General features: G+C 69.3%; 9 protein-coding genes. 3 read left to right on the top strand and 6 right to left on the bottom strand.

The window, feature by feature from the left end; all coding sequences use genetic code 11:
- Together B5X90_RS16625 and B5X90_RS16620 are read left to right on the top strand one after the other, a co-directional pair.
- On the top strand, positions 1-430 hold a 430-nt coding region (locus B5X90_RS16625), incomplete at its 5' end, for an ABC transporter permease subunit (protein WP_143264790.1).
- A complete protein-coding gene (locus tag B5X90_RS16620) occupies positions 427-1,203 on the top strand; it encodes an amino acid ABC transporter ATP-binding protein (RefSeq protein WP_079554989.1) in 777 nt (258 codons plus the stop codon). The genes B5X90_RS16625 and B5X90_RS16620, both read left to right, overlap by 4 nt.
- A gap of 82 nt (positions 1,204-1,285) precedes the next feature.
- Here B5X90_RS16620 and menD read toward each other — a convergent pair whose 3' ends face one another.
- From menD to B5X90_RS16600, 4 genes are all read right to left on the bottom strand, one after another.
- Positions 1,286-3,019 carry a 2-succinyl-5-enolpyruvyl-6-hydroxy-3-cyclohexene-1-carboxylic-acid synthase gene (gene menD, locus B5X90_RS16615; protein WP_079554987.1) on the bottom strand — a complete coding sequence of 578 codons (1,734 nt, stop codon included), beginning with the start codon at positions 3,017-3,019 and terminating at the stop codon, positions 1,286-1,288.
- Positions 3,016-4,848 carry an arginine--tRNA ligase gene (gene argS / locus B5X90_RS16610; protein ID WP_079554985.1) on the bottom strand — a complete coding sequence of 611 codons (1,833 nt, stop codon included), beginning with the start codon at positions 4,846-4,848 and terminating at the stop codon, positions 3,016-3,018. Before argS ends, menD begins: the two co-directional genes overlap by 4 nt.
- Before the next feature lie 90 nt (positions 4,849-4,938).
- Positions 4,939-7,035, bottom strand: a complete 2,097-nt coding sequence (locus B5X90_RS16605; RefSeq protein ID WP_079554983.1) for a PhoX family protein — start codon at positions 7,033-7,035, stop codon at positions 4,939-4,941.
- A gap of 158 nt (positions 7,036-7,193) precedes the next feature.
- Entirely contained in the window at positions 7,194-8,231 is a 1,038-nt protein-coding gene (locus tag B5X90_RS16600; RefSeq protein ID WP_256860294.1) for an o-succinylbenzoate synthase, read from the bottom strand.
- 398 nt (positions 8,232-8,629) lie between these two features.
- On the opposite strand from B5X90_RS16600, the gene B5X90_RS16595 reads away from it, so the two are divergent.
- On the top strand, positions 8,630-9,688 hold the full coding sequence (locus B5X90_RS16595) for a phosphatase PAP2 family protein (protein WP_079554978.1): 1,059 nt from the start codon (positions 8,630-8,632) through the stop codon (positions 9,686-9,688).
- Positions 9,689-9,746: 58 nt separating this feature from the next.
- Here B5X90_RS16595 and B5X90_RS16590 read toward each other — a convergent pair whose 3' ends face one another.
- The gene (locus tag B5X90_RS16590) at positions 9,747-10,253 is read right to left on the bottom strand and encodes a hypothetical protein (protein WP_143264789.1); all 507 of its coding nucleotides are present in this window, start codon (positions 10,251-10,253) and stop codon (positions 9,747-9,749) included.
- A gap of 230 nt (positions 10,254-10,483) precedes the next feature.
- Positions 10,484-11,698, bottom strand: a complete 1,215-nt coding sequence (locus tag B5X90_RS16585; RefSeq protein ID WP_079554974.1) for an MFS transporter — start codon at positions 11,696-11,698, stop codon at positions 10,484-10,486.
- Positions 11,699-11,718 lie beyond the last annotated feature (20 nt).

Genomic DNA, 11,718 nt, shown 5'->3' with positions numbered 1-11,718 from the left:
CGGTCAGATGGAAGCAGCCGAGGCGCTCGGCATGACGAAGACCAAAATCATGTGGCGCATCATCCTCCCGCAGGCGATGCGTGTGATCGTTCCGCCTACCGGGAACGAGACGATTGGCATGCTGAAGACCACGTCACTGGTCCTGGCCGTGCCGTTCACCTTGGACCTGACCTTCGCGACCAATGCCCTGGCGAACCGGACGTACCTGCCGGTGCCCCTGCTGATCGTCGCGGCTATCTGGTACCTCATCATCACCAGCCTGTTGATGGTGGGCCAGCACTTCATTGAGGCGCACTACGGCAAGGGCGTGGATAACCGGGTTCCGGCAACAGTGAACCCGGCGGCCGCCAAGGCTGCCGCAGCTGTGGCGCCCAGCGCCGAGGCCGAGCCGGACCTCAAGATGGACTTCCCCGAGGAGGAGGCGAAATGACGATCACCACAGATAAGCCGCTGGTCAAGATCGAGGGCCTTCACAAGTACTACGGCACGCACCACGTGCTGCGCGGCATCGACCTGAACGTCAACCAGGGAGAAGTGTCGGTTGTGATCGGCCCGTCCGGCTCGGGCAAGTCCACCATGCTGCGCTGCGTAAACCTGCTGGAGACCATCAGCGCCGGACGCATTTCCGTGGGCGGGGACCTGATCGGCTACCGCGAGGTCAAGGGCAGGCTTCATGACCTGAAGACCAAGGAAATCGCCGCCCAGCGCCGCGAGATCGGCATGGTCTTCCAGCGCTTCAACCTGTTCCCGCACAAGACGGCGCTGGCGAACATCATGGAAGCTCCGGTCCAGGTCAAGGGCCAGTCAAAGGCCGTGGCGCGGAAACGGGCCCTGGAACTGCTGGACCGGGTGGGGCTCGGCGACCGCGCCGGGCACTACCCCTCCCAGCTCTCCGGCGGCCAGCAGCAGCGCGTCGCGATTGCCCGCGCCCTGGCCATGGACCCCGAGCTCATGCTCTTCGATGAGCCCACGTCCGCGCTCGACCCGGAGCTCGTGGGCGATGTGCTGAACGTGATGAAGGACCTCGCAAAGTCGGGCATGACGATGATCGTGGTGACGCACGAGATCGGCTTTGCCCGGGAGGTCGGGGACCGCCTGACCTTCATGGACGGCGGCATCGTCGTGGAGTCGGGCGACCCGCGGGAGGTCCTGGCCAATCCCCAGCACCCCCGCACCAAGGAGTTCCTCAGCCGGGTGCTGTAATTCCGGCATTCCGCACCGATTTCGGACAGCCGCTACGTGGATCCACGTGGCGGCTGTCCTTTTTCGTCGCGGAAACCTGCAGCTACGTCTGCGGGAGGCCCTCCACGGCCGTGGCCACCGCGGCCCGGATGGCGCGGTGCAGTTCCCCGAGCCGGTGCCGGTCCGTGCGCACCTCGATGATGCTGCGGCCCTCCGGCGGGCCGGACAGCGCCTCGGCGAGTTCCGCCGTCGTGCCGACCTGGCGGTGCGGGACGCCGTATGCCGCCGCCAGCGCGGCGAGGTCCACCTGCTGCGGGGTGGCGAAGAGGCGTTCGACGGCGTCGCCGTAGCGCCCCGCCGCGGCGACTGTGCCGTGCTCCAGGAGCCCGAAGATGGCGCCGCCGGCGTCATTGAGCACCACGATCCGCAGCTGCGGTTCGGCCTCGCCGGCCCCGAGCAGGAGTCCCCCGGCGTCGTGCAGGAACGTCACGTCCCCCATGAACACGGTGGTTTCCTGGCCGCCGCCAAGCGCGATCCCGGTGGCCGTGGACGTCGTGCCGTCGATCCCGGCCAGGCCCCGGTTGGCGAACATGGTGGCCTGGGGTTCCGCGGGCGGCGCCCCGGCGAGGTCGACGTCGCGGATCCCGTTCGAGGAGCCCAGGACCAGCTGCCCGCGGGCATGTTTCCAGACTTCGGCGCCCACCGACGGGCCGGTCGCGGCCGGGGATGCGGCCAGGATCAGGTCCACGGCGTGCTGCGCGGCGGCTCCTGCCAGCAGCCAGGCATCGAGCCAGGCGGCAGATCCGCGGCCGGCGAAGTCCGCCAGGTCCGCCAGGGTTTCCAGCGGCAGTTCGGTGCGGCGGCCGGGTTCGTACCAGGCCACCGGAACCGGCTGGTACAGGGCCGACGGGACATCCGCCCGCTCCAGCAGCGCGCTCACCGGCCGGGAGAGCGTGGGGCGGCCGAAGAGGACCACGCGTTCGATCGGCTGTGCCGCGTCCGCGCCGAAGTGCTCGATCAGCAGCCGGTAGGGGCCCACCGCGTTGGGGCCGAAGCGGGCGTTGGAAGACGGCTCGGCCAGCAGCGGCAGGCCGTGCGCGCGGGCGAAAGCCTCGGCGACCGGGCCGGCGTCGTGACCGGCCAGCACCACGGTGCGCCGCTCCGGCAGCGCCGTCGACGCGGCCGGAAAGTCCAGGGCCAGGGGGTTCCGGGCGGCCCGGTAGATGCCGCGTCCGGTGGCCGCAGGCAGCCCGTCGCCCACGGCCGGGACCAGCGGGTCGCGGAAGGCAAGGTTCAGCTGCACCGGCCCGGGCGGGGCGTCCTCGAAAGCTCCGGTGGCGGCGCTGAGGGCCGTTTCGACGGCGCGCTGCGGATCGCTGCCCGCGGGCACGTCGACGGCGAAGCGGACGTGGTCGCCAAAGAGGTCCAGCTGCACGGTGGTCTGGTTGGCGCCGGTCCCCCGCAGCTCCTCGGGCCGGTCGGCGGAGATGACCACGAGCGGCACCGCGGCGTGGTTGGCCTCCATGACGGCCGGGAGGAGGTTGCCGACGGCGGTCCCGGACGTGGTCAGGACGGCGGCAGGCGCACCGGCGGACAGGGCCAGGCCCAGGGCGGTGAAGCCTGCGGACCTTTCGTCGATCCGGACCAGCAGCTCCACCCGTCCGGCGGCTTCGGCCTCGGCCAGGGCGTACGCCATTGGCGCCGAGCGCGATCCCGGGGACACCACGACCTGGCGCACACCGGCGGCGAGCAACGTGTCGACGGCGATGCGCGCAGCCGCCACCGCGGTCAGGCCGCCAGGAGCGGGCGAGCCGGCAGCGGAATCCGCCGGACTCACATGTTCTCCGGCGTTTCGATGCCCAGCAGTTCCAGGCCGCCGGAGAGGCGGCGCAGCGCCAGCGCGCACAGGGCCAGCCTCGAGTCACGGACCGATTCCTCGGCCTTGAGCACCGGGCACTGGTCGTAGAACGTGGTGAAGAGCTGCGCGAGCTCAAAGAGGTAGCCGCAGAGCCGGTGCGGCTCCAGCGCGTCCCGCACCTTGTTCAGCGTCGCGTCGAACTCCAGCAGGTGCAGGGCCAGCGCGCGTTCTGCGGGTTCGACGACGGCGATCGCCGTGGCGGGTCCGCCGGATGCTTCGGCTGCCGGCGTGCCGGCCGCCGGGGTTCCCGCAGCGCCCGCCGGTGTGCCGCCGTCGCCGGTGATTTCTTCCAGTACCCCGGCTTTGCGCAGGATGGAGCGGATCCGGGCCGCGGCGTACTGCACGTAAGGTCCGGTGTTGCCGCTGAGGGCGAGCATGCGGTCGAAGTCGAAGACGTACTCGGTGTCGTGTCCGGTGGAGAGGTCGGCGTACTTGACGGCGCCGATGCCCACCTGGCGGGCGGTCACCGCGCGCTCCGCCTCGCTGAGCTCGGGCCGGCTCGCGTCAATGACGGCGCGGGCACGATCCACGGCCTCCTCGAGCAGGGCCATGAGCTTCACCGGGGCACCGGAGCGGGACTTGAGGATCTTCCCGTCCTCGCCGAGCACGTTGCCGATCTGCACGTGCACGGCCTCGACCGTCTCCGGAAGCCAGCCGGCGTCCCGCGCACTGGCCATGACCATGCGCAGGTGGACGTTCTGCGGGGCGCCCACGACGTAGAGGATCCGGTTGGCCTCCAGGTCGCGGACCCGGTAGCGGATGGTGGCGAGGTCCGTGGTGCCGTAGCCGTAGCCGCCGTCGGACTTGCGGATAATCAGCGGCAGCGGCTGCCCGTCGCGGCCGGTAAAGCCTGGCGGGAAGGTGCACAGGGCGCCGTCGCTGATCCGGGCCAGGCCGCGCTCCTCGAGTTCCTGGCACAGCTGTGCCAGATGCGCGTCGTAGGAGCTTTCGCCGGCGATGTGGTCGTCGGTGAGGCTGATGCCGAGGGTGGAGTAGATGGCGTTGAAGTAGCGCTTGGACTGCGCGACCAGCCGCTGCCATACGGCGAAGGTCTCCTGGTCGCCGCCCTGCAGGGCAACGACGCGGAGCCGGGCCCGGGTGGCGAAGCCGTCCTCGTCGGTGGCGGAGGCATCGAACTTGGCCCGGGCGGCCTGGTAGAAGGCGCTGGGGTCCTCCACCAGCAGCGCCGCCTCCGGGGAGTCCTCGCCGACCTCCAGCCAGTGTTCGATCAGCATCCCGAACGGGGTGCCCCAGTCACCGATGTGGTTCTGCCGGATCACGGTGTCGCCGAGGGCTTCGAGCACCTTGACGAGGCTGTCACCCACCACGGTGGTGCGCAGGTGGCCGACGTGCATTTCCTTGGCGACGTTCGGGGAGGAATAGTCGACGACGACGCGCTGCGGTGTCGCGGCGGGCGTGACGGCCGTGGCCGGGGACGCGGCCTGGACCGACTCTGCATTGAGCAGTTCCTCGATCCAGGTGCCGTCAAAGCTCAGGTTGATGAAACCGGGCCCGGAGATTTCCACACTGGTGCAAATGCCGTCCAGGTTCAGGGCTTCCACGATCCTGGCGGCGGCGTCCCGCGGCGGCAGGCCGGCCTTTTTGGCCAGGGCCATGGCGGCGTTGATCTGGATGTCGGCGAACTGGGAGGGCCTGACCACCGGATCCGTCTGCCGGAACTCTTCGCCAAACGCGGTGGCAATTGCAGCCTGGACTCTGGGGACAACCAATTCGGCCGGATTATTCACAGTCCCAAATTATCAGTTCGGGCCTGCCCCCAAATCTCCCCCTCCCGCCGCCGAAGGCAACGGGAGGCGGGAGGCAGGGTGCGGAGGCGGCTAGGCGTCGGTGCGGAACACCTGGACCACGGACGGACGCGGGGCGCGCACCTGGCCGGGCTTCGGCGTCGCCCCGGCCGCGACGTAGTCCGGGAAGTACGAGTGCTGGTCGGCGAACGTGCCTTCCTCGCCCGGGTGCTGAACGGCAACGAAGACGGTGCGCTCGTCGTCGTGGATGACCGGGCCGCAGGTTTCGGCGTCGCGCGGGACGGCGAGGAACTGCTCCACCTTGCCGCGTTCGGCACCGTCCAGGGTCACCTTGAAGAGCCCGTCGGCGTAGCCAATGCTGGAGGGCGCACCGTCGGTGGAAATCCAGAGGTTACCTACGGAATCGAAGGCCACGTTGTCCGGGCAGGAGATCGGTGATACCTGGCTCGCGGGGAACCCGGCGAAGTAGGTGGCGGAGTTCTTGGCCGGATCGCCGCAGACCATCAGCAGGTTCCAGCCAAACGTTGTGGAGCCCTGGTCTCCGGTCTCGGTGATTTCGACGATGTGGCCGTCGCGGTTGAGGGTGCGGGGGTTGACCTCGGTGGCCCCTTCCTTGCCGGGCTTGCCGCGGTCCGCGTTGTTGGTGCAGACCACGTAGACCTTGCCGGTGTGCGGGCTGGGCTGGACGTCCTCGCAGCGGTCCATCTTGGTGGGGCCCACCTTGTCGGCGGCGAGGCGGGTATACACGAGCACTTCTTCCACGGACATCCCGGCCACCTTGGACTGTCCGCCCACCACGAGGGGCAGCCAAACACCGGCGCCGTCGAAGGCGCCATCGGCCGGAAGCTTGCCCGCGCCGTCGAACCCGTCGGCCGGGGAATTGCCGGTGAACTTGGCGACGTACAGGTCACCTTCCGAGAGCAGCGTGAGGTTGTTCTTGCGGTCCTCCGCCGTATTTCCGGGCCGGTACGTGCCGGCCGAGACGAACTTGTACAGGTAGTCGAAGCGCTCGTCGTCGCCCATGTAGGCCACCACGTGGCCGGACTTGGCGACGATCACATTGGCGCCCTCATGCTTGAAGCGGCCCATCGCGGAGTGCTTGCGGGGCGTGGAGGAGGGATCGAACGGGTCCACTTCCACGATCCAGCCGAAGCGGTTGGCCTCGTTCTGGTATCCAGGGTTGCGGGTGTCGAAGCGCGGGTCATCCAGTTCCCACTGGCGGGCGGTGGGCTTGCTGGTCAGGCCGTAGCGCTTGTCGGCGTCGGAAGTTCCTGGCGCGGCGAAGTAGCCGTTGAAGTTTTCCTCGCCGGAGAGGATGGTGCCCCACGGAGTGGTGCCGCCGGAGCAGTTGCCCAGAGTGCCCCGGATGGCCCGGCCGGAGGGATCTGCGGCGGTCTTCAGCAGGGCGGATCCGGCGGCCGGACCGTCGAGCTCGTAGGTGGTGTCGGTCAGGAAGCGGCGGTTCAGCCCGGCGCCCCGGACGTAGCTCCAGGGCTTGTTCTTGTTCGTGCGTTCCAGCTCCACCACCGTCAGGCCGTGGGCTGCACGGCCGATCGCGCGGGCCTCGGCGGCGTCGAATCCGGCCGGCAGCATGATGTTCTCATTGGTGTATTCGTGGTTGGTGAAGAGCACGGCCCGGCGGTCCTTGGATCCTTCGATCGGCAGGATGTCCGTGTAGTCGTTGTTGTAGCCGAACTGGCGGGCCTGCGCCGCGGCGCTCTGGTGCCCGATGTCGAAGGCCGGCGAGTCGTTGAAGAGCGGGTCGCCCCAACGGATGACCGGCTGCCAGGTGAACCCGGCCGGGACGGTCAGCTTGTCCACGCTGGCGTCCACCGGTGCGATGGCGGTGAACTGCAGCTTGGACTTTCCAAACCCGTCCTTGGCCGCTGCGGCGAGGCCCGGGCCGCCGTCGGCGACGGCGGTTCCGGCGGATGTCACCGCGTTGCCGAAGACGACGGCGAGGGCACCGGCGGCGCCGAAGCCCAGGGCGGCACGGCGGGACATGGTGGCGGAGGCGATGTCACGGAAGTAGCTGTTGGTGCTGGTGTTGCAGACCTCGCCAGAGCAGGCGTTGTCACACTTCAGCGCGCAGGTGACAGGGCTTCGCTTGCCTTTCGTGTGGCCAAGCATGGGGAGCAGGGAAAACGTGCGTCCGGAGGAGACAGACATGGAGAGACCTTCCATGGGGGTGAGTTGCGGTCGCGCCCACCCTTCCAGCCGCTGGCCACCGAGAGGCGTCTCCCAGATGAAGTCCCGGTGAATGCTCGCCGTGCCGCCAAACCCATCGGTTGCTCCGTAAGCGCCGTTTTCGAGGTCCTGAAGGGCCGTTACGGAGCAGTCGATGCGGCCAGCACGGCGTGCACCCGCCGCAGCCGGTCCAGCCACCAGACCCGGCGTTCCGGCGAGGCGGCGTGTTCGGCCAGCAGCTCGGGTGCCGGGAGGACGTCGCGCAGGGCGATCGCGCCGTCGTCGGGTATCAGCGGATCGTGGGTGACATCGGCGGCGAGCAGGGACACCGTGCCCAGGCCGCAGGCATACGGCAGCTCGGGCAGGGCGGCAGCCAGGGCCAGTCCGGCCCGGATCCCCACCGAGGTGTCCAGCGCCGAACTCACGACGGCGGGCAGCCCGGCCTGCGCCACGATCCGCAGGGCGCGCCGCACTCCCCCGAGCGGGGCCACCTTGACCACGATCAGGTCCGCGGCGCCGGCCCGCGCCACCTTGAGGGGGTCGTCCTCCTTGCGCACGCTCTCATCCGCGGCGATCAGCACGGGGACGCCGGTGGCCCGGAGCTGCCGCCTGACCTCCGCGAGGCCCGCGATCTCGGGCACAGGCTGTTCGGCATATTCGAGCCCGACGGCGGCGAGCCGGGTCAGTGCCGCGACGGCCTCCGGCACGTCCCAGCCCCCGTTCGCGTCCACCCGGATCGCGGCGTCCGGCAGCGCCGCCCGGACGGCCGCCACCCGGGCGTCGTCGTCGTCCAGGCTCTGGCCGCGCTCCGCGACCTTGACTTTGACCGCGTCCACCCGGCCGAAGCGGGCCAGGATCTCGGGCACCCGGTGCGCCGGTAAGGCAGGAACCGTGGCGTTGACCGGGATACTGTCCCGCAGCGGCGCGGGGAAGCCAGCCCAGCCGGCCTCGATGGCGGCCGTAAGCCAGCGGGAGGCCTCGGGGTCGCCGTACTCGGGAAAGGGACAGAATTCGCCCCATCCCAGCGGCCCGCGGAGCAGCAGGGCTTCCCGCTGCAGGATGCCCCGGAACTTCACGCGCATCGGCAGGCTCACAACATGGGCGCCGGCCAGGAGTTCGTCGAGGCCGGGCAGGGGCGCGGCGGGACGTGCCGGAGGGTCCATGGGGAGGGCAGGCATGGAGCCACTGTACTGGGAATGTATTGCGAGGAATGAACCGCGGAGAACGAACTACGGAGAATGTACGGGGAGTGTACTGCGGAACTTTCCCGGGCACCGGTCTGGGACGCGGGGCACGGAGAGGCTGCCCGGGAATCCGGCACCGGGAGCCGCGGATGGATCCTTGATTGGGCCGGCGTCGACTGGGGGTGAGTCCCTGGTCCAGGAAACTCGTCTCCGCCGGCCCCGCTCAAGGAGCGCCGTGCCGGGGACAAGCCGCGCCGGCACACACACGACTCTACAAATCCCGGTCCGGCGGCGCACCCGTAGTGAGTACTCGCTTATTGGCGGGCACTACCCTCCGCGCCGCGCGCCGGTCCTTCAGCTGGCGCGCAGGGTTCTATGGGACTCTTAATGGCATGACTTTTCGGCAGGAACGCACCCCTTGGGACCCGTCTGCCCCAGTCCAGAAAACCCAGCTCCGGGAGACACAGGCTCCGGAAACACTGGTCCTCCCGGCGAGTGCCCCTGAAACGCCAGAGCGCAGCACGCAGGACCGCGCCACGCCGGATCCGCAGGCGCGGTGGTCCCCCGGCAAGGCCACGGCCGCCTTGTTCGTTCTGGCCACGGTTGCCTGCATCGCCGCACTGGCCCTCACCTATGTCTTCTTTGTCCGCACCACCACGGGCCAGTTCATCGACGAATCGGCCCTCGTCGAAGCCGTGGCGCTCAGCGGGACCGCGGGCAAGGCCGCCACCAAGCTGTTGGACTGGCTGCCGGCGCTCTCCGTGGCGATCGCGTCGGTTGTGGTCGTGTTCGTCACCATCCTGCGGCGCCGCTGGTCAGCGGCGGTGATTGCGATTGCGGCGTGCGTGGGCGCCAACCTTGCCACCCAGATCCTGAAGGACTGGCTTCCGGTCCGGCCGTACCGCGGCGTCGAGACGCTGGAGCTGAATTCGCTGCCCTCGGGCCACACCACCATGGCGGCCTCGGCCGCCGCCGCCGTGTTCCTCATGGTGTCGCCGCGCTGGCGGCCGCTGGCCGGCTATCTGGGCGGCAGCTTCGCCGTCGCCACGGGCGTGTCCACGCTGATCAACCAGTGGCACCGGCCCGCCGATGTGGTGGCGGCCTTCCTGGTGGTCGGGGCGTTCATGATCCCGGCCGGCTGGTTGATCATCCGCCGGGGCCCGGGCTGGAACGTCTGGAACGGCTACAACGAGCACTGGGCCTCGGCCAGGGTGTGGGTGGCCCTTCCCGTCCTCACCGGTCTTGCCGCGGCCGGGGTGGCGGCCGTCGCGTTGCTGAGCATCGGCCCGGGCGGCCGGGAGGTCAGCACCATCAGCTACTTCTGGGCCGGCACGGCGCTGATCGTCATTGCCGGCTACCTCGCCACGGTGGCCGGTGTGTGGCTCTTCGGCCTGGCCGCCCGGCAGCCGGACCCACGACGGCAGGGCAGGCCCCTGCGCCAGGAACGGTAGGGTGGCGCACGTAGGCCCGGGCAGCACAGCGTGCCCGGGCCTACGGGGTCCTGCGTGGCTACCTGAGACGTGCGCAGATGTCCACGGCTTTGCCCCCGCTGGAGTCCACGGAGAGCACGTTCACGGTGCTCGGCGAGTCAATGGTGAGCTTCAACTGTCCGGTGTACTGGAAGGCCCCGGCCCCGGGCGCATCTGTCGGAAAGAAGATAAACCCAAAGTGGCCTGCGGCGCTGAACGTCCAGGTTTTTCCGTCCGGGTTTTGGGTGAATCTGGCCACCGTTCCGGCCGTGTTGACCCTGTACGTCTTCCCGTTGCTCAAGTTGGTATAGGTGAGGATGACGCCCTTGCCAACCTGAAAGAAGTTGCCGTTCTTGAAGTCAATCCGTGTAATCTTTCCGCCGGTGCCGGAGACGCCCAGATCAAAGCCGCACGCCAGATCGGCCGGAACAACAAAATCCGGCGGGTTGGGCGGACGGGTGACAGTTGCACCCGCGGGCGAAGCAGCAAGTAGCAGGGCTGCTGTTGCAGCCAGGGGCGCGAACCAACGGGACGGTTTTCCTAACATGAGCATCTCCTCATTTTTTTGCGTCGAAACGCATCACCCATCCGGGCGGAGACCATGCGCTGCAAATAATCACGGGCGGACCCTGACGGCGGCACTCGTGCCGCCCCACGTAGGGCCGGACTGGAATGCGCCGGCGCACTGGCCCGACCCTACTAAGCCTGCTTAGCAAGCACCCGAGTAGTCGCTACCTGCTAATCACTGCCTGCTTGTCGCGCCCGGGGCCCGGCAGGTCAGTAGTTCCGGCGGTGCTTGAGCCGCGGAATGGTCACGGCGAACACGGCCGCGGCGGCGAAGCCGATCACACCGGTCGCGGCCACGCCGGCCCCCAGGGACACAGCGGCGGTGACGGCGGAGAGCAGGACGGGCCCGCCGGTCGCACCGGCGTCGGCCATGAATCGCCAGATGCCCAGGAACTGGCCTCGGCCGTTGTCCGGCGAGAAGTCGGCCCCGAGCGTCATGTTCAGGCCCGAGCTGATCCCGTTGCCAAAGCCGATCAGGAGCGCCGCCAGCATGAGCGAGACGAAGCCCGTGCTGAGCGGAATCAGCACCATGGCCGTCCCCATGATCAGCGTGGACGGCACGGCCACCCATTGCCGGCCCTTGCGGTCCATCAGCTTTCCTGCCGGATAGAACACCAGCATGTCGATCGCTCCGGAGATCCCGTAGATCAGCGAGGCCTGGGTGGGGTCCAGGCCCAGATGATCGGCCCACAGCGGGATGACCACCTGGCGCGAGGCGCGCAGCCCGCTCAGCAGCAGCACCCCTGCCCCCACGCTCAGGAAAACGCCGGCGTGGGACACCGCGACGCTGCGCAAGGTGGGCTGTTGCACCGGAACGCCGTCGGCCGGAAGCGGCTTCGCCTCGAGGTCGGGGATGGTGACCGACACCGCCGCCGCGGCGGCCATCGCCACGACGCCGGCCCAGTATGCCCCGCTGATGCCGGCAAACTGCATCACGGCGGCGCCAACGAACGGGCCGATGAAGATCCCGATCCGGTTGACGCCGCCGAGGGTGGACAGGGCCCGGGCCCGGAGCATGACCGGCACGGCCTCGGTCAGGTATTTCTGCCGGGCCAGGCTGAATACGCTGGCGGCCATGCCGACCACCACCATCGCCGCCGCCAGCACCCAGAGGCCGCCGGAAAACAGCGGAGCGACCGCCGCCGCCGCGAGGGCGAACGCGCTGGCGGCCGCGGCCCCCACAATCGCCCAGCGTTCCCCGAATTTCAGGGTGATCAGTGACGCCGGCAGGTTGAAGAACCAGGATCCGAGGCCGATCAGCGTCACAATCAGCGCGGCGCCGGCCACGGAGGCGCCGAGGTCGCGGGCGGACAGGGCGACCACGGGCAGGATCGCGCCCTCGCCCAGGCTGAACATGAGGGCCGGCCCGAAGGCGGGGACGGCGATGCTGCGGAGGCTGAACGGGGCGAGTTGTGTGGTGGTCATCCCCTTCATCCTAGGCACCT

This window comes from Arthrobacter sp. 49Tsu3.1M3, assembly GCF_900168135.1.
In the GTDB taxonomy this organism is placed as follows: Bacteria; Actinomycetota; Actinomycetes; order Actinomycetales; family Micrococcaceae; genus Arthrobacter.
The sequence above is the reverse complement of the archived record's forward strand: the minus strand, read 5'-3'. Positions and strand labels throughout refer to the sequence as shown.

Excerpts from the sequence above, each read along its gene's own strand:
- B5X90_RS16620 (WP_079554989.1), top strand. The coding sequence starts at position 427 with ATGACGATCACCACAGATAAGCCGCTGGTCAAGATCGAGGGCCTTCAC.
- B5X90_RS16605 (WP_079554983.1), bottom strand. The coding sequence starts at position 7,035 with ATGTCTGTCTCCTCCGGACGCACGTTTTCCCTGCTCCCCATGCTTGGC.
- B5X90_RS16600 (WP_256860294.1), bottom strand. The coding sequence starts at position 8,231 with ATGCCTGCCCTCCCCATGGACCCTCCGGCACGTCCCGCCGCGCCCCTG.
- B5X90_RS16595 (WP_079554978.1), top strand. The coding sequence starts at position 8,630 with ATGACTTTTCGGCAGGAACGCACCCCTTGGGACCCGTCTGCCCCAGTC.
- B5X90_RS16590 (WP_143264789.1), bottom strand. The coding sequence starts at position 10,253 with ATGTTAGGAAAACCGTCCCGTTGGTTCGCGCCCCTGGCTGCAACAGCA.
- B5X90_RS16585 (WP_079554974.1), bottom strand. The coding sequence starts at position 11,698 with ATGACCACCACACAACTCGCCCCGTTCAGCCTCCGCAGCATCGCCGTC.